The sequence below is a fragment of the Micromonospora sp. A200 genome, assembly GCF_029893845.1.
In the GTDB taxonomy this organism is placed as follows: Bacteria; Actinomycetota; Actinomycetes; order Mycobacteriales; family Micromonosporaceae; genus Micromonospora; species Micromonospora purpureochromogenes.
Map to the genome: position 1 here is coordinate 38,127 of NZ_JARXXY010000040.1, position 16,923 is coordinate 55,049.

Annotated in this window: 17 protein-coding genes; 13 read left to right on the forward strand and 4 right to left on the reverse strand. The window is 73.5% G+C overall.

What is annotated here, in order from left to right; translation table 11 throughout:
* Nucleotides 1–33: 33 nt before the first annotated feature.
* The 13 genes from M2302_RS28105 (at nt 34) to M2302_RS28165 (ending at nt 9,568) form a co-directional block, all read left to right on the forward strand.
* The gene (locus tag M2302_RS28105) at nt 34–414 is read left to right on the forward strand and encodes a hypothetical protein (RefSeq protein ID WP_280840833.1); all 381 of its coding nucleotides are present in this window, start codon (nt 34–36) and stop codon (nt 412–414) included.
* A 58-nt stretch (nt 415–472) separates the two neighbouring features.
* Nucleotides 473–1,333: a hypothetical protein gene (locus M2302_RS28110; protein WP_280840834.1), complete on the forward strand. Its 861-nt coding sequence runs from the start codon at nt 473–475 to the stop codon at nt 1,331–1,333.
* A 127-nt stretch (nt 1,334–1,460) separates the two neighbouring features.
* Nucleotides 1,461–2,090 carry a DUF4178 domain-containing protein gene (locus M2302_RS28115; RefSeq protein ID WP_280840845.1) on the forward strand — a complete coding sequence of 210 codons (630 nt, stop codon included), beginning with the start codon at nt 1,461–1,463 and terminating at the stop codon, nt 2,088–2,090.
* A 2-nt stretch (nt 2,091–2,092) separates the two neighbouring features.
* Nucleotides 2,093–2,599, forward strand: a complete 507-nt coding sequence (locus M2302_RS28120) for a DUF2617 family protein (RefSeq protein WP_280840835.1) — start codon at nt 2,093–2,095, stop codon at nt 2,597–2,599.
* Nucleotides 2,596–3,021, forward strand: a complete 426-nt coding sequence (locus M2302_RS28125) for a DUF4247 domain-containing protein (RefSeq protein ID WP_210777131.1) — start codon at nt 2,596–2,598, stop codon at nt 3,019–3,021. The genes M2302_RS28120 and M2302_RS28125 overlap by 4 nt, the downstream gene beginning before the upstream one ends.
* A gap of 31 nt (nt 3,022–3,052) precedes the next feature.
* The gene (locus M2302_RS28130) at nt 3,053–3,475 is read left to right on the forward strand and encodes a DUF350 domain-containing protein (RefSeq protein WP_210777130.1); all 423 of its coding nucleotides are present in this window, start codon (nt 3,053–3,055) and stop codon (nt 3,473–3,475) included.
* Entirely contained in the window at nt 3,475–4,308 is an 834-nt protein-coding gene (locus tag M2302_RS28135) for a hypothetical protein (protein WP_280840836.1), read from the forward strand. The genes M2302_RS28130 and M2302_RS28135 overlap by 1 nt, the downstream gene beginning before the upstream one ends.
* Nucleotides 4,305–5,876 carry a polyamine aminopropyltransferase gene (locus M2302_RS28140; RefSeq protein ID WP_280840837.1) on the forward strand — a complete coding sequence of 524 codons (1,572 nt, stop codon included), beginning with the start codon at nt 4,305–4,307 and terminating at the stop codon, nt 5,874–5,876. The genes M2302_RS28135 and M2302_RS28140 overlap by 4 nt, the downstream gene beginning before the upstream one ends.
* 87 nt (nt 5,877–5,963) lie before the next feature.
* The gene (locus tag M2302_RS28145; RefSeq protein WP_280840838.1) at nt 5,964–6,896 is read left to right on the forward strand and encodes a hypothetical protein; all 933 of its coding nucleotides are present in this window, start codon (nt 5,964–5,966) and stop codon (nt 6,894–6,896) included.
* A gap of 73 nt (nt 6,897–6,969) precedes the next feature.
* The gene (locus tag M2302_RS28150) at nt 6,970–7,605 is read left to right on the forward strand and encodes a hypothetical protein (RefSeq protein ID WP_280840839.1); all 636 of its coding nucleotides are present in this window, start codon (nt 6,970–6,972) and stop codon (nt 7,603–7,605) included.
* Between the two features lie 9 nt (nt 7,606–7,614).
* On the forward strand, nt 7,615–8,427 hold the full coding sequence (locus tag M2302_RS28155; protein ID WP_280840840.1) for an SDR family oxidoreductase: 813 nt from the start codon (nt 7,615–7,617) through the stop codon (nt 8,425–8,427).
* A 166-nt stretch (nt 8,428–8,593) separates the two neighbouring features.
* A complete protein-coding gene (pyrE, locus tag M2302_RS28160) occupies nt 8,594–9,133 on the forward strand; it encodes an orotate phosphoribosyltransferase (protein WP_154940739.1) in 540 nt (179 codons plus the stop codon).
* Nucleotides 9,134–9,190: 57 nt separating this feature from the next.
* On the forward strand, nt 9,191–9,568 hold the full coding sequence (locus tag M2302_RS28165) for a metalloregulator ArsR/SmtB family transcription factor (protein WP_210777125.1): 378 nt from the start codon (nt 9,191–9,193) through the stop codon (nt 9,566–9,568).
* Nucleotides 9,569–9,745: 177 nt separating this feature from the next.
* On the opposite strand, the gene M2302_RS28170 is transcribed toward M2302_RS28165, so the two are convergent.
* From M2302_RS28170 to M2302_RS28185, 4 genes are all read right to left on the reverse strand, one after another.
* A complete protein-coding gene (locus tag M2302_RS28170; protein WP_280840841.1) occupies nt 9,746–10,612 on the reverse strand; it encodes a DedA family protein in 867 nt (288 codons plus the stop codon).
* 142 nt (nt 10,613–10,754) lie between these two features.
* A complete protein-coding gene (locus M2302_RS28175; RefSeq protein WP_280840842.1) occupies nt 10,755–13,274 on the reverse strand; it encodes a polynucleotide kinase-phosphatase in 2,520 nt (839 codons plus the stop codon).
* Nucleotides 13,271–14,845 (reverse strand): 3' terminal RNA ribose 2'-O-methyltransferase Hen1, encoded by a 1,575-nt coding sequence (locus tag M2302_RS28180; RefSeq protein WP_280840846.1) that lies wholly within the window; start codon nt 14,843–14,845, stop codon nt 13,271–13,273. Before M2302_RS28180 ends, M2302_RS28175 begins: the two co-directional genes overlap by 4 nt.
* A 326-nt stretch (nt 14,846–15,171) precedes the next feature.
* Nucleotides 15,172–16,728: an LPXTG cell wall anchor domain-containing protein gene (locus M2302_RS28185; RefSeq protein ID WP_280840843.1), complete on the reverse strand. Its 1,557-nt coding sequence runs from the start codon at nt 16,726–16,728 to the stop codon at nt 15,172–15,174.
* Between the last annotated feature and the right edge of the window lie 195 nt (nt 16,729–16,923).

Here is a 16,923-nt window from a genome sequence, read left to right on the forward strand (position 1 = left end):
TGGGGGTTGGCGGGACGGGGAAAGGATGGGGGCATGTTCGGGATCGGGAAGAGCAGGGACCGGGAGCTGGACGCCGCCGTCAAGGAGCTCGCCGGGGCGGACACGCTCGCGTTCGGCGGGGTGGGCATCGCGGGCACGCTGCTGCCGGTGACGGAGGCGTACCGGCGGGTCGAGGAGGCCCTCCACGCGCACCTGGACGAGGCGCGGGACAAGGTCGACTGGCTGCTCCGGCACGGGTCGCCCGCCGGGAAGGCGTACGCGGCGACCCTGCTGGAGCGGGTCGACCCGGCGGCGGCCCGGGACGCCTGGGCGTCGCTGCGCGACGACAAGGGCGAGTTCACCACCTTCACCGGCTGCGTGATGGGCAACGCCAGCCTGCCCGGGTACGCCACCGAAAGGCTGGCCGGACGGTAGGCCGGAGTCCGGCCGAACGGGGCTGCGGCGCCCGGTCGGTGCCCCGTAGCTTCCCCGCATGACTCAGGACGCCGGCGCGCCGGCCCGCCCACCCCGCCCCACCGCCGTCACCGTCGCCTCCTGGATGCAGATCGCCGCCGCCGTCGTGCTGCTCGCCCTGCTCGGCCTGGTGATCTGGCAGGCGATCGAGTGGAACGGCGAGATCGACCGCGCGGCGCGGCTGGTGCCCGACGCCGATCCGGACGAGGTCTCCGGCGAACGGTTCGGCAACATCGTCATGTCCTGCGTGCTCGGGGTGCCCGCGCTGCTGCTCGCCGCCGGGCTCCTCGCCACCGCGCGCGGCGTCCGTCGGGGCAGCAACGTCGCCCGGATCCTGGTCTTCGTGGTCGGCGGCCTGCAACTGCTGGCCACCTGCGCGCAGGGCGGATTGTCGGTCCTGTTCATCCCCTTCCTCTTCGCCCTCGGCGGCCCCGAGGAGGACTGGGACTCCGACATGCCGGCCGAGTTCATGCCGGAGGAGTCGGGGTTCATGCGGGAGCTCTACGGCGACGGGTCCGATCCGACCGGCGACGTCCTCTTCGGCGCCGGCAGCCTGGGGACGCTGCTGGTCGTCGGCCTCACCCTCACCGCGGTGGTGCTGCTGGCGCTGCCGTCGGTGCACCGCTGGTTCGTGCCGCGCGCCGCCGAGCAGGCCCGCCCGGCACCGCTCAACCCGCTCAACCCGCCCGCCTTCCTGCTGCCGCCCGGTTACATGCTCTGCCCCGACCCGCGTGCGCACGGCCTGCCGCCGCAGCTGACGCCGGCCGCGCCCATGCCGGCCGCACCCGCCCAGCCCGCTCCCGCCACCCCGCCGCAGCCCGCACCGGAGGCACCGCCGGCATCGGACGCGCCGGACGCCGGACCGAAGCCGGGGAGCTGACCTGGGCGGCGGGTCCACCCTCCGCCACGCCGGACGCTGAGTGACTGGCCGCTCACTCAAGATGGACGTGTTTCCCCAGGTGCGCGGGGTTGTTACCGTCTCCGCCGACGGTGGGGAGGCGGTCGGGGTGGACGGTTCGGTGGCGTACCTGGTGGCGGCGGTGGGGTGTCTGGTCGGGGTCGCCGGGGTGGTGATCGCTGTGGTCGCCCTCGCCCGGCAGCGAAAGAGGACGCGGCCGGCGGCACCGGGCGACCCGTTCCGGGACACCGACGCGGACGCGCTCCGGGGTGACCCGCGCAAGCTCAAGCCCGGCGACATCGTCGAGATCCGGCAGGTGTCGTACGCGATCCGTGGCTCGGTGCACCTGGTCGAGGGCGCCTGGAGCTGGGCCGAGCACCTGCTGGACGACGCCGGTGGAGCCAAGCGCTGGCTCTCCGTCGAGGAGGACCCGGACGTGGAACTGGTGCTCTGGACCGCCGAACCGGGCGCCACCGTCACGCCGGGTGCGCCCACCCTCGACTTCGCCGGCCGCCGCTACTCCTGGGAGGAGTCCGGGCAGGCCCGGTACTCGGCCACCGGCACCACCGGCCTCGACCCGACCGGCACCGTCCGCTACCACGACTACCGGGCGCAGGGCGGGGCCCGGCTCGCCTTCGAGGCGTACGGGGAGGCCGGCTGGGAGGTGGCGGTGGGCGAGCCGCTGCACCGCTCCGAGGTGATGGTCTACCCGCAGGCCGGCCCGGACAAGGTGGCTTGAGCGTGCTGGTCAGCATCGACACCCCGTACGTCGACACCAGCGCCGCCGACCTCGGCCTGGCTCTCGGCGACCCCGAGCTGCCGGCCCTGGCCGTCCGCGAGGTCGACCTGCCCGGCGGCGTCCGGCTGCGGCTGCGCCTGCTCGGCGCCTCGCACCAGGTCGTCCTGCCCACCCCGAGCGGTGGGCTCACCGAGACGGTGGCCTGCCTGCCGGGTCGGCCACCGCACCTGCCCGGCACGCTGCACGACGAACCGAACGGCTACCGGTTCACCGCCACGGTGCTCCGGCCGCCCGCCGGTGAACTGCGCGCCCGCGTCGCCGCGCTCCGCGCCGAACTGACCGACGACCCGTACGCGCTGGTCGGGGTCTTCCCCGGCGACCCGGACGCGGTCACCGCGCTGGCTGTACGGCCCGATCGGCCGGACGGGTCGGTCGGCTGGCGCACCTGGCACGCGTATCCCCAGACCAACGAGCTGGTCCTGACCGAGACGGTGGTGGCACTGCGATGACGTACCGGCGCTGGTTCGTGGTGGGAGTGGCCTTCGCGGTCATCGGCGCACTGGTCGCCGCCTTCGCGATCTTCTACGGCAACTTCTCGCCCCGCGGTTACGTCGAGGACCGGTACACCCGGGCGACCAGCCGGGACGTCGGCGGCGAGGCGATCGCGTACACCTCGAACAAAACCCCGAGCCAGGTGGCGCAGGACGTGACGAACGCCTGGCAGCCGGCCGACCAGTACGTCGACGGCAGCGGCGTCTACCTGCGCTACGACGACGACTCGGTGGTGATCCTGCCGATCGCCACCGGCTCGGTGATCCTCCTCGAAAGCCTTCGCACCGCCTACCCGCGCTACCACTCCACGGTGGGCAACCACTGGGGCTGGGGCCGGGGCAGCACCGTCCGGGGCGGCGGCCCCGGCAGCGGCAAGTAGCCCGACCCGAACGACACCCCTGGAGTCCCCTGTGCAGACCCTGGTCACCGATCTGCTGGTCACGCTCGCCTACGGCGTGGTCGGCGTCGTCCTGATGGCCGTCGGCTACGTCCTGGTCGACGTGGCCACTCCCGGCAAGCTCCACGAGCTGATCTGGACCGAGCGCAACCGCAACGCCGCGCTGCTGCTCGCCTCGAACCTCGCCGGCGTGGGCGTCATCGTGGTCGCCGCGATCGCCGCCAGCGCCGACGACTTCGTCCTCGGCCTGGTCGGCGCCGCCGCGTACGGGATCCTGGGCCTGGTCATCATGGCCGCGGCGTTCCTCCTGCTCGACGCGGCGACCCCGGGCCGGCTCGGCGAGATCCTGGTCGACCCGGAGCCGCACCCCGCGGTCTGGGTCTCCGCCGTCGTCCACCTCGCCACCGGCGCGATCATCGCCGCCGCGATCAGCTGATGACCGCCGCGAAGCGGCCAGGCGCCGCCGGGCGCCCGGCGACCACCGGCGCGAAGAGCCCAGCGAAGAGCGCCGAGATTCCGGTGTGGAAGCAGGCCCTGATCTGGGTGGGCCTGCTGGGCACTGTCGCCGCCTGCACCGTCGGGGCGATCGTCAACGGCGACGACGGGTCCGACACCGTGCCGCCGCCGACCGCCCAGGAGCGCGGCGACACCGTGCCGCTCCTCCAGCGGTCCACGGCCAGCCAGGGCGTCTGCTACGGCTGGGAGCTGAAGGACTACTTCGGCTACGGCGACCCGGTCAGCGTCGGCTCCAACCTCGGCGACGGCGTGGCGGTCGAGGACAACCCGGCCTGCCCGCGCTGGCTGCAGGTGAGCGTCCGGATCTACTACCCGTCGGAGAGCAGCGAGAGCGACGACAACGCCTACGTCGACGTCAACGGATCCAGCGACTTCTCCGCGGCGGAACTGCTGCGCATCGCGAACGGCCTGGGGCGGCTCGGGGTCACCGAGAAGGTCTTCATCGACGATCCGGGCTGGGCCGTCACCCGGGCCGCCGTGATGCTGCCGCTGCTCGCCGTCGAGGCGGGGGCGGTCGAGCCGGCCGCCACGCCGGCCGCGGCCACGACGGAACCGTCGCCGCTGCCCGACCCCGGCAGCGACCTGTGGCGGGACCGCTGGGGCTACCTGCTCGCCGCCGGTGGCCTGCTGCTGGTCACCGGCCTGCTGGTCACCGTCGGAGTCGTGCAGCGCCGCCGGCAGCGCCGGGGAGGCGGGCCCGCGAAGCGCCCCGGGGCGGAGACGGCGGCGACGCGTACCCAGGAGCGGGCGTGACCACCGACGCGCCGGCCGCCCCAGCGCGCTGGCGGGCGGCCCGGGCGGCGGTCCTGCTCGCGGTCTTCGTCTGCGCGGCCTGCGGCCTGGTCTACGAGCTGGCCCTGGTCGCGCTCGGCAGCTACCTGATCGGCGACGCGGTCGGGCAGGCCTCGATCGTGCTCGGCGTGATGGTCTTCGCGATGGGCGTCGGCGCGCTCGCCGCGAAGCCGTTGCAGTCCCGGGCCGCCGCCGCGTTCGCCGTGGTCGAGCTGACCCTGGCGCTGCTCGGCGGCCTCTCGGTGCTCGGCCTCTACGCCGCGTTCGCCTGGCTGGACCTCTACGGCCCGGCGCTGGTCGGCACCGCGTTCGTGCTCGGCCTGCTGATCGGCGCGGAGATCCCGCTGCTGATGGTCATGCTGCAACGCATCCGCGAGCAGTCCGCCGGCAGCGCCGTGGCCGACCTGTTCGCCGCCGACTACGTCGGGGCGCTGCTCGGCGGGCTGGCCTTCCCGTTCCTGTTGATACCGGTCTTCGGCCAGCTCAAGGGCGCGCTGGTGGTCGGCGCCGTGAACGCGGTGGCCGGCCTCGCGCTGGTCTGCACGGTGTTCCGGGCAGAGCTGAGCCGCCGGGCGCGGGTCGCGCTCGCCGCCGGCTCCGTCGTGGTCGCCCTCTGCCTGGGGTACGCCTGGATCACCGCCGCCGACTTCGAGCTGACCGCCCGGCAGCAGCTCTACCGGGATCCGGTGGTGCACGCCGAGCGCAGCCGCTACCAGGAGATCGTGCTCACCCGGTCGGTGCGGGAGGTCGGGCACGCCGACGCCGACCTGCGCCTCTACCTCAACGGCGACCTGCAGTTCAGCTCGGTCGACGAGTACCGCTACCACGAGGCACTGGTGCATCCCGCCATGCGCGGCCCGCGCGGCGAGGTGCTGGTGCTCGGGGCCGGCGACGGGCTCGCCGTCCGGGAGATCCTGCGCTACCCGGACGTCCGCCGGGTGACCGTGGTCGACCTCGATCCGGCGGTGGTGGCGCTGGCTCGCGCCGAGCCGCAGCTGCGCCGGCTCAACAGCGACGCGTTCACCGACCCCCGGGTCCGGGTGGTCAACACCGACGCGTTCGGCTGGCTGCGTACCGTCACGGAACGGTTCGACGTGGTGGTGGCCGACCTGCCCGACCCGGACGAGACCGCCACCGCGAAGCTCTACACCGTCGAGTTCTACGCGCTGATCCGGTCGGCGCTCGCCGAGGGCGGCCGGCTGGTGGTGCAGTCCGGGTCGCCGTACTTCGCGCCCCGGTCGTACTGGTCGATCGAGGCGTCGGTACGCGAGGCCGGCTTCGCCACCGTGCCGTACCACGTGGATGTGCCCTCCTTCGGCGACTGGGGTTTCCTGCTCGCCACCGCCGGGGTGGCCCCGCCCGCGCTGGAGTTGCCGGCGGACGCGCCGCCGCTGCGTTTCCTGGACCCGTCGGTGCTGCGGGCGGCGGCCGCCTTCCCCGCCGACCGGGCCCGCCTGGACGTTCCCGCGTCCACGTTGCTCCAGCCCAGGGTGCTGGAGTACGCCCGCGCGGAGTGGCGCGGCTACTGACCCCGTCGCCGGCCGCCGGCTATTTGGTGCGCGCGCGGCTGGGCCGGAGTGGATACGGTGTGGGCGCGATCTAGGGGAAGGAGAATCGTGGTCGATTCCCAGCACACACCGGCCCGCGTCCGGCCGGCCGTGGTGACGATTTCCAGCTATCTGCTGATTCTGTTCGCGCTCATCCAGGTGATCAACCTGATCATCGCGCTCACCACCATCGGCACCATTCGCGAGGTGATGGACGAGGCCTACCGCGGCACCTCCGCCAACGGGGTGCAGGGGGTGGCGGACTTCGCCGTCGCGTTCAGCCTGGGCGGCGCCATCGTGGGGCTGCTGCTGGCCATCGTGCTCGCCGTGCTCGGCCTGTTCAACAACCGGGGCGTGAACGGCACCCGGATCACCACCTGGGTGCTCGGCGGCCTGATGTTCTGCTGCTGCGGCCTCGGCACGGCCAGCAACGCCGCCGGTGGCCTCACCGCCGGCGGTGGCGGGCCGAGCGACGGTGACGTCCCGAGCGCGGAGGAGGTGCAGCGCCGGCTGCAGGAGGCCCTGCCGTCCTGGTACGGCCCGGTCACCACGCTGCTCGCGGTGATCGGCCTGCTCGCCCTGCTGACCGCGCTGATCCTGCTCGCGCTCCCCAAGGCGAACGAGTTCTTCCGCAAGCCGCAGCAGGTCTGGGAGCCGCCGGTCCCCGGCGCCGCCTACCCCGGCCAGCCGAGCTACCCGGCGACCCCCGGCTACCCGGCCACCCCGGGCTACCCGCAGGCGGGCTACCCGCCCGCGCAGCCGGGCCAGCCCTCGGCCCCCGGCCAGCCCGGTTACCCGCCGGCCCCCGACTACCCGGCCGCGCCGGACCAGCCGCCGGCCGCCTCGCCGTGGCAGCCGCCGTCGGCCCCGTCCTCGCCCTCGTCGGACGCGCCCGCCGCGCCGCCGGCCGGCCAGCCGGAACAGGGTGGACCGGCGCAGGGACAGGACCGGCCGGGCGGGGACGTCCCGCCGTCCGACCCGACCCGCCCGACCGGCAGCTGACGGGCGAGTAGGAGCGACGCAGACGATTCCCTCCGAGTAGGTTGCAAGCCGACGCCTACCGGAGGGAATCGTCGTGTCGTACCCGGATCAGGCCCCGGCGCGTCGGCCCGCCGCCGTCACGCTGGCCGCGGCGGTGCTCGGGCTGATGGCCCTCGCCGCCGGGGCGTACGCCGTCGCGGCGCTGCTCGCCCTCGGCGGCACGGTGGACCGGCTCCGGTCGGCCGCCGCCGGTACGACCGCGGGCCCCGACGACGTCGACGGCGTGGTCACCCTGCTGCGGGTCACCACGATCCTCTCGGCGGTGCTCACCGTCCTGGTCGGCCTGCTGCTGGTCGGTCTCGCCGCCGGGTTGCTCGCCGGCGGCCGGGGCGCCCGGGTGGCCACCTGGGTGGTCGCCGGGCTGGGGCTGCTCTGCGGCTGCTGCGGCCTGGCCGCGCTGGTCGGTCAGCGGGCCGGCCCGCTGCGGACCGACGAGCAGAGCACCGCCGAGCTGCTGGGCCTGCTCGGCGACGCCTACCCGTCCTGGTGGCTCCCGCTGAACGCGGCCCTTTCGGTGGGCCAGGTGCTCGGCTACCTTGTGGTGGCCGTGCTGCTGGCGCTGCCCGCGGCGAACGGCTGGTTCGGCCGCGCCCGGCCGACGCCGCCGCCACCGGCGCCGCTCCCGTACGGCCCGTACCCACCCCCGCAGGCTCCGCCGCCGTCCCGCTGAGGAGCGCCCGTGACGTCCGAGACCCCGGCCACCGAGCGACGGGCGCTGGTCACCGGCGCCACCGCCGGCATCGGTGAGGCGTTCGCCCGCCGGCTCGCCGCCGACGGGTGGCAGCTGGTGCTGGTGGCCCGGGACGCCACCCGGCTCGCCGAGGTGGCCGCCGACCTGACCACCCGGCACGGTCACCGGGTGGAGACGCTCTCCGCCGATCTGTCCACCGACGACGGATGCGCGGCGGTGGAACGGCGGCTGACCGACGCCACCGCCCCCGTCGGGCTGCTCGTCAACAACGCCGGGCTCAGCCTCAACCAGCCGTTCCTGCGGTCCACCGTCGCCGACGAGACGCGGTTGCTGCGGCTCAACGTGCACGCCGTCATGCGGCTCACCCTGGCCGCCCTCGGTCCGATGACGGATCGACGAAACGGGATAGTGATAAATGTCTCTTCCGTCGCCGGTTTCGGCCCGGTGATGCCCGGTTCGACGTATCCGGCGAGCAAGGCGTGGGTGACGAGCTTCAGCGAATCCGTCGACCTGTCGGTGCGCCCGCTCGGCGTACGGGTGATGGCGCTCTGCCCCGGTTACACCGCCACCGGCTACCACGAGCGCAACGGCATCGACATGTCCGGCACGCCCCGTTGGATGTGGCTGCGGGCCGACGACGTGGTCGACGGTGCCCTGCGTGACCTGGGTAAAGGCAAGCAGATCAGCATTCCGGACTGGAAGTACAAGCTCGCCGTGGCCGGCCTGCGGCACGCGCCGCGGCGGCTGCTGCGGATGGCCTACCGGGACCGCCGGGGGCGGGTCGAGCCGACCGACGGCTGACCCGGCGATGCCCCGGCCGCTGCCGTCCCGATGGTGCCGGCAGGGTACGGGATTCCAGCCTGGTCGCACAGCGTAGCCGTCCATCGCCACCCATCGGTCGCCCACGAGGCTGACCCGGGTGGACCCCACATCCGGCGTACAGACTCGCGCAGTACCCTCTATCGCCATGGGGCACCGCGACGACCTGCGTAAATTCATTTCCGACCTGGCTGTGGTCCACGGCCGGGTGGTGCTCTCCTCGGGCCGCGAAGCGGACTGGTACGTCGATCTGCGTCGCGTCACGCTGCATCACCAGGCTGCACCGCTGGTCGGTCGGGTGATGCGCGAGCTGACCGCGGACTGGGACTATGAGGCTGTCGGCGGGTTGACCCTCGGCGCGGATCCGATCGCGGTGTCGATGCTGCACGCCGCGGCGGAGACCGATCGACCGTTGGACGCGTTCGTGGTTCGCAAGGCGGGAAAGGCGCACGGTCTGCAACGGCGGATCGAGGGGCCTGAAGTGGCCGGTCGGCGGGTACTTGCCGTGGAGGACACCTCGACGACGGGCGGCAGCGTGTTGACCGCCGTCGAGGCGCTGCGCGAGGCCGGGGCGGAGGTCGTTGGTGTGGCGGTTATTGTTGATCGAGGAGCCGGGGACGCCGTACGTGCCGCCGGACTGCCGTATCGGGCGGCCTATACGTTGGCTGACCTCGGCCTTGTGGCGTAAAAATTTGCCGATTCGGATCTGCTGATATGCAGGCGGATCGATGCTGCTGGTGGAAGGATGGAATACGTGGGAACTGCGTTGGCTGAAATGACCATGCCTCAGATCTCGCCGCTTGCCGGCGAGCCGATCGAACGTGCCGATGCCGAGCGGCTGGCGGGGGTCCTCAAGGCCCTTGCCGACCCCGCCCGGCTCCGGCTGCTCAGCCTGATCCAGTCGGCCCCCGAGGGCGAGGCGTGCGTCTGTGACCTGACGGCGCCGCTCGGCCTCTCGCAGCCGACGGTCAGCCACCACCTGCGTATCCTCACCGAGGCCGGCTTGCTGGAGCGGGAGAAGCGCGGTGTGTGGGCCTACTACCGGCTGGTGCCGGCCGCGATCGCCACGATCGCGGATCTGCTGACCCCGCCGCGCAAGCGGGCCACCAAGAAGGCCCGCTGACCCGGTGTCCGCGCGTCGTCCCCGACCGGGGCGACGTCCGGTGACGTACCAGGGGTGGCGTCATCGGGTGGTGACTCCTGCCTGTCACCAGCCAGCTCGCTGATCCGTCCACCGGATTCTGACGGTGGCACGAACGGCCGGTCCCTTCCGGGGCCGGCCGTTCGTCGTGGGCGAGGGTCAGCGGCCCTGGCCGTGGTCCGGGTAACGCCGCTCGCCCTGCGGTGGCTGCTGCCGGTACGGGTGCTGCTGCGGCGGCTGGTCGTGGTGCAGGTGGTGCTCGATGGTGTCGCGGACCGCGTCGGCTGCACCGGCCGCGCTGGCCGCTGCCACCACCGCGACGGCCTCGCCGCGCTTGCGGGCCTTCCGGTCCCGCAGGAACTCGAAGAAGATCGGCAGCACCGAGATCAGGATGATCAGCGCGACCACCGGCAGGATGTACCGGTCGATCTTGTCGCCGATCGCGCTGTAGATCTGCTCGGCGAGCAGGTAGCCGATCAGCAGGATGCCGTCCACCCAGAGGATGGCGCCGACCACGTTCCAGAGGAAGAACTGCCGGGCCGGCATGCCGAGCGTGCCCGCCACCGGGTTGAGGAACGTCCGCACGATCGGGATGAACCGGGCCAGCACCACGGCCTTCGCCGGGCCGAACTTCTGGAAGTAGTGCTCCGCCTTCTCCACGTACTCCTTCTTGAAGAGGCGGGAGTTGGGTCGGTCGAACATCCGCCGGCCGTACCGGGAGCCGAGCCAGTGCCCGAGCTGGGCGCCGACGATCGCGCAGATCGGCCCGCCGATCAGCAGCCCGATCAGGGAGAGCCGGGTGCCGTCGCCGAAGATCGCGTCCGCCACCGGTGACGCCGCGACGCCCGCCAGGAACAGCAGCGAGTCACCCGGGAAGAAGAAGCCGACCAGCAAACCGGTCTCGGCGAAGAGGATGACCCAGACGCCGATCAGCCCGAAGGTCTGCAACAGCTCCTTGGGGTCGAGCGGATTCAACGCGACCGTCTCGATGACTACCCGGCTCTTCTCACCTGTGTCCACGGCCACACAGGCTACCTGCCCCTCACCCCACTCCGCCCCACCCCTCCCGCCCCCTCCCTCGCCGGCACTTTCCCGGAAAGCGTGGCCATGGCGCGCGAAATGGCCACGCTTTCTCCGAAAGTGCGCGGGTCTCGGGGATGGGGGCGGGTCAGAGGCGGGGGTCGACGGGTTCGGATTCGCAGGCCAGGATGGCGAAGACGAGTTCGTGGCGGCGCCAGAGGGGGGCGTTGTCGGCGAACGCGTCGAGGGCGGCGAGGCCGAGGGCGTGCTCGCGCAGGGCCAGGCCCCGCTTGCGGCCCAGCGAACGGCGGCGCAGCGCGGCGAGCTGATCGGGGGCGGTGTAACCCGGGCCGTAGATGATCCGCAGGTACTCCCGGCCCCGGCACTTGATCCCCGGCTGGAGCAGCGAGCCGCGCGCCGACCGGGCGGCCAGCCCGGCGTACGGCTTGACCACCATGCCCTCGCCCCCGGCCGACGTCAGCTCCAGCCACCAGTCGGTGGCCGCTGCCACCGCAGCGGCGTCGGCGAGGTCGACCACCTGCCGCCGAGTCGGGGTGAAGAACTCCGGGTCGGCCGCGCAGAGCCGGTCGGCCAGGTCGAGGTGCCAGCCGTGGTCCCGGTCGGCGAAGCTGACGCCCGCACCCGCCAGCACCGCGAACGGCGCCAGGGTCACCCCGCGCAATCCGTCGGTCGGCGCCACGTACGCCCGGTAGGCCGTCGAATAGCCGTCGACCTCGGCGTGGCGGGCCGCCATCCGCTCCCGCAGCCCGTCCACCGGCAGCCCCCGGGTCGCGGCGGCGTCCAGCGTGGCGAGCACCGCCGGCAGCGCCGCCCGGCCGGCCGCGCCGACGCTGGCGTACTGCTCGCGGATCAGCCCGCTCGCCTTCGCCGACCAGGGCAGCAGCTCGCAGTCGAGCAGCAGCGCGTCGGTGCCCAGCTCGGCCCAGAGGCCGGCGGCGGTCACCGCCACGCGTACCCGGGCGAGCAACTGCTCGTCGAGCGGCACGCCGAAGAACGGCCGGCCGGTGCGGGTGTGCACCACGCCGCCGCCGAACGGCCCACCGGTGGGCTCCCGCTCCACCAGCACCACCGCCCGTGAGCCCATGTGCTTCTCCTCGCAGACCACCCGGTCCACGCCCGCCGCCCGGTAGTCCTCGAACGCCTGCGCCGGGTGCTCCAGGAAGCCCTCGACCGTCGAGGTCGAGCAGGGCGCCATGGTCGGCGGCAACCAGACCAGCCGGCCCGGGTCGACCGCGAACCGGCTCATCACCTCCAGCGCGGCGGCGGCGTTCTCCGCCGGCACGGTCAGCGTCCCGTACGCGTGCTCGAGGTGCCGGCGGCCGGTGACGTCCGTCAGGTCCAGCACCGTGTCCGGTCGGGCCGGGGTGCTGACCAGCGGGCGGACCGGGGCGTACCACTCCTTGACCGCCGGGACGGCGACCAGTTCCTTCTCCGGGTAGCGCAGGGCGGTGAGCCGGCCGCCGAAGACGCAGCCGGTGTCGAGGCAGATGGTGTTGTTCACCCACTCCGGCTCCGGGGTCGGCGTGTGGCCGTACACGACCATGGCCGAGCCCCGGTAGTCGCGGGCCCACGGGTAGCGCACCGGCAGGCCGTACTCGTCGGTCTCCCCGGTGGTCTCCCCGAAGAGCGCGAACGCGCGGACCCGGCCGGACGCGCGGCCCTGGTAGGCCTCCTTCAGGCCGGCGTGCGCGACCACCAGCCGGCCGCCGTCCAGCACGAAGTGGCTGACCAGGCCGTCGACGAAGGCGACGACCTCCGCGACGAACTCCGCCGGCTCGGCCGCCAGCTGGGCCATCGTCTCGGCCAGGCCGTGGGTGAGCCGCACGTCCCGGCCGCGCAGCTTGCGCAGCAGCTTCTGCTCGTGGTTGCCCGGCACGCAGATCGCGTGCCCGGCCGCCACCATCCCCATCACCAGGCGGAGCACCCCGGGGGAGTCCGGGCCGCGGTCCACCAGGTCACCCACGAAGACCGCGGTACGACCAGCCGGGTGCACCGCGTCCACCGCGCGGCCCGCGTCATCGCGGCGCAGCGACCAGCCGAGCCGGAGCAGCAGCGCCTCCAGCTCCTCCCGGCAGCCGTGCACGTCACCGACGATGTCGAACGGCCCGGTGAGCTCCCGCCGGTCGTTGAAGAGCTTCTCGTACCGGATCTCCGCGGCCTCGATCTCCTCGACGCCGCGCAGCACGTGCACCTTGCGGAAGCCCTCCCGGGCCAGCAGCCCGTACGTCCGGCGCAGGTCCCGCTGCATCCGGGTCAGCACCTGCCGGCCGAAGGTCCGGTCGGCCCGCCCCTGGGTCCGCTCCCAGGCCAGGGCCTCCGGTACGTCCAGCACGATCGCCACCGGCAGCACGTCGTGCTCCCGGGCCACCCGGACCAGCGCGGCCCGGGCGTGCGACTGGAGGTTGGTCGCGTCGACCACCGTCAACCGGCCCCGACGCAGCCGGGTGGCGGCGATGTGGTGCAGCGCCTCGAACGCGTCGGCGGAGGCGGACTGGTCGTTCTCGTCGTCGGCGACCATCGCCCGGAACATGTCCGAGGAGAGCACCTGGCTGGGCAGGAAGTGCCGGCGGGCGAAGGTCGACTTGCCCGATCCCGAGACGCCGACCAGCGCCACCAGGGCCAGCTCGGGGATGTCGAGGGTGGTCATCGGCGCTCCTCCTTCCGCTCGGTCGTGGTGTCTTCGATCGTGGTGTTTTCGGTCGTGGTGAGGACGGCCAGCTGGGTGGGGGCGCCCACCTCGGGGTCCTCCTCCCCGACGCCGCCGATCGTGGCGCTGTAGCCGTACGTCGCGGCCACCCGCCCGACCCAGGCGGCGAACTCGGCGCGGGTCCACTCGAAGCGGTGGTCGGCGTGCCGGAACCGCCCTGCCGGTAGCCCCTCGTAGCGGACGTTGTACTCGACGTTCGGCGTGGTCACCACCACGGTGCCCGGCCGGGCGTGGCCCAGCACCGCGTCCTCCAGCGCCGGTAGCCGGGGCGGGTCGAGATGCTCGATCACCTCCATCAGCACCGCCGCGTCGTAGCCGCGCAGCCGGTCGTCCCGGTAGGTGAGGGCGGACTGCCAGAGCCGGATCCGGTCGCGCTGCCGCTCCGGCAGCCGGTCCAGGCGCAGCCGGCGGGCGGCCAGCGTCAGCGCGTGGCTGGAGACGTCGGTGCCGACCACCTCCGTGTATCGCCGGTCGGCGACCAGGGCGGTGAGCAGCGCGCCACCACCGCAGCCGAGGTCGAGCACCCGGCTCGCGCCGCTGGCCGCCAGGGCGGCGAGCACCGCGTCGCGCCGCCGTGCCGCCAGCGACGCCCGCCCCGGTCCGGCCGCGTCCGTCGTCCGGGCCGCTCCGCCTTCGTGTCCCGCTGCGCCGGCCTCGCTCTGTGGGGTGCCGGCGTCGGGTCCGGCCACGCCGGCCACGGGTCCCGGGTCGGCCGGGGACTCGTCGATGCTGTCGTCGGGCAGGGGCTCGTCGGCGAGGCGCAGCTCGGTCAGCCGGGCCAGCGCCTGCCCGGCCAGCGCCCGGCGGTGGGCCAGGTAGCGACGGGTGATCAGGGCCCGCTCCGGGTGGTCGGCCAGCCAGCCCGCGCCGGCGCGGAGCAGCTTGTCGATCTCGTCCGGCGCCACCCAGTAGTGCTTCGCGTCGTCGAGCACGGGCAGCAGGACGTACAGGTGGTTGAGGGCGTCGGCGACCCGGAGGGTGCCGGTCAGGACGAGGTCGACGTACCGGCTGTCACCCCAGTCGGGGTGCTGCTCGTCCAGGGGGATCGGGGTGGCGGTGACCGTCCAGCCCAGCGGGGCGAAGAGCCGCCCGGCGACATCGGCGCCACGACGGCAGCGCAGCACCGGCACCCGTACCTCCAGCGGGATCGCGGTGCCGGCCAGTTCCGGGCGGTCCCGGGACTCGCCGCGCAGCGCCGACCGGAACACCGTGGACAGGGCCGAGGCGAGCAGGCTGGACGCGGCGTACGCCCGGTCGTTGACGTACTGCCCGAGGGTGAAGCTCTCCGGGGTGCGGGCCTGCTTCCGGCCGCCACGCCGCCCCACGCCGAGCCGCTGCGGGTCGACCTCGACCAGCAGGGCGGCGGTGCACCGGTCCTCGTTCGCTTCGGGGTAGAAGACGTGCGCGGTGCCCGCCGGCAGTTCGAACGACTGGACCCGGGCAGGGTGCTTGACCAGCAGGTACCCGAGGTCGGTCGCCGGCCGGTGGGTGGTGGTCAGGGTGAGCAGCACGCCGCTCATGGTCTCAGGGGTTTCGATCTTGCGTCGCCCTCTTTTTGTGCGTGGGGTTTCCGGGGGAACCCCACCCGCTCCGGGCGGTCAGGCTTGATCCCTGCGCGGGCGGGGCTCCCCCGGAAACCCGACGGGGCTGAGCGGCGTGCGTCAGCGCGGGGTGCGGCTGGCGTGCTGCTTCTGGTTGCGGGATCTGAATCGTGTCGGCGCTGTTCGGTGGACGTGCTGGGTGGGGGACAGGTTGGCCGGCGGTTCGGCCTTGGCGGGGGGACGGCGACGCCCCGCCGACCTGGGGTCGACGGGGCGCCGGGGTGGTGCGGGGTGGGTCAGGCGACGAAGCGGGTCCGGCGGCGGCGGGCCACCACGTAGCCGCCGACGCCGGCGGCGAGCAGCAGGCCGCCGATGCCGGCGACCAGCGCGGTGGACTCACCGGTGATCGGCAGCGTGCCGCCGTCACCGCCACCGTTGCCGCCGGTCGCGTTCACCAGCAGCTTCGCGGTGTCGTTGGCCGGCTTGATGTCCTCGGTGAAGCCCTCGCACTCGCACTTGGCGTTGATCGTCACGGTGCCGGTGGCGTTCGGCACGACCTTGTCGATCCGCAGGCCGAACTCGACGGTCTGCTCCTCGCCCGCGGCGATGTAGAGGTCCGGCCAGCACCGGTACGCCTTCTCGCCTGGCTTGCCGGCGTTCTCCCAGTCTTCCTGCTTGCCGTCGAACGGCACGCAGACCTCCGGCACCTCGACCGCGGTGGTGCCGGTCGGCACGGTGACGTCGATCTTCGTGACCGGGCTGCCGGAACGGTTGAAGTCCAGCGACGCCGGGCCGTTGTTCCGAACGCCGACGGTGGCGTTCACGACCTCGCCGGCCTTGCCGGTGACCGAGTCGCCGATGGCGGCCAGGTCCACGCCGTTCTTGCCGGTGACCGAGACCTCCATGCCGGACCAGTTGTTGTCCGGGTTGGTGTCGGCCTGGAAACCGCTGAGGGCGCCCGCCTTGGTCAGGGTGAGGTTGCCCCCGTTACCCGGCTTGCCGACCGAGATGCCCAGGTTGTCGAGGTACGCCGCAAAGTCCTCGAACTCGGCCACGGTCATCCAGTTGTGGTAGCCGTACTCCTTGCCCGGGGCGTAGGTGTCCTTGCCCAGGGTGTAGTTCACCGCCGAGGTCCAGTTCTCGCCCGGCGCCGCGGTGAGGCTGTCGAAGCGGCAGGTACGCAGCTCGTCGCCCTCGTAGGTGCAGTTGTTGAACTTCTCGCTCGGGCGGATGGCCCGGTCGTGGTCGAAGATGACCACGGCACCCTTGGCGGTGGTCGTTCCCACGTTGCGGACCGTCAGCGGCGTGGTGAAGGTGCCGCCCGGCGCCGCTGACCGCTTCACCTCGGTGCGGCCGGCCAGGTCCACGCCTTCGCCGACCCGCACCTTGGCGGTGTGGGTGGCCGAGGTGGCGCCCTCCGCGCCGACGGTCACCTTCAGCTCGCCGGTGTCGCCGTCCTTGGCGTCGCCGGTCGGTGCGAGCACCACGCTGAAGTAGCCGCCGATGCCCCAGTCGTCCAGACCGACCTCGAACGGGTCGGTGCAGACCAGGACGTTCTCCTCCGGCGAGGCGCAGTCCCCGCTCGGCGTGCCCTCGGGCTTGACCGTCACCTTGCCGGCGAGGTCGCGGTAGTCGTAGCGCACGCTCAGGCCGTGCAGGACGACCGGCTCGGAGCTGTACAGGATGGGCGAGTCGATCTTGCCCTCGGAGCCGACGGCCAGGGTCGTGTCGGCGAAGTAGAGGCCGAGGTCGACGGCCGACTCCTCGGCCGAGGCGGGGGTGGCAGCGGCGGCGACGATCGCGCCGGCCACGCCCAGCCCGGCGAGCCAGCGCCGGGTCGAGTGCGTGAGCATGGGGGGTTCCTCCCGTGAGGTGGTGCGGAAGAGTCGGTGGACGCGTCCGGTGTCACCGGTCGCGCCCGACGGCGCGGCCCCCCCCCCCGGGGGGGGGGGGGGGGCGCCGGGGGGGGGGGGGGGCGCCGCCCCCCCGGGGGGGGCGGCGGGGGCCCCCCCGGGCCCCCGCCCCCGGGGCGCCCCGCCGCGCCCCCC

Excerpts from the sequence above, each read along its gene's own strand:
- M2302_RS28105 (WP_280840833.1), top strand. The coding sequence starts at position 34 with ATGTTCGGGATCGGGAAGAGCAGGGACCGGGAGCTGGACGCCGCCGTC.
- M2302_RS28110 (WP_280840834.1), top strand. The coding sequence starts at position 473 with ATGACTCAGGACGCCGGCGCGCCGGCCCGCCCACCCCGCCCCACCGCC.
- M2302_RS28125 (WP_210777131.1), top strand. The coding sequence starts at position 2,596 with ATGACGTACCGGCGCTGGTTCGTGGTGGGAGTGGCCTTCGCGGTCATC.
- M2302_RS28135 (WP_280840836.1), top strand. The coding sequence starts at position 3,475 with ATGACCGCCGCGAAGCGGCCAGGCGCCGCCGGGCGCCCGGCGACCACC.
- pyrE (WP_154940739.1), top strand. The coding sequence starts at position 8,594 with ATGGGGCACCGCGACGACCTGCGTAAATTCATTTCCGACCTGGCTGTG.
- M2302_RS28165 (WP_210777125.1), top strand. The coding sequence starts at position 9,191 with ATGGAATACGTGGGAACTGCGTTGGCTGAAATGACCATGCCTCAGATC.
- M2302_RS28175 (WP_280840842.1), bottom strand. The coding sequence starts at position 13,274 with ATGACCACCCTCGACATCCCCGAGCTGGCCCTGGTGGCGCTGGTCGGC.
- M2302_RS28185 (WP_280840843.1), bottom strand. The coding sequence starts at position 16,728 with ATGCTCACGCACTCGACCCGGCGCTGGCTCGCCGGGCTGGGCGTGGCC.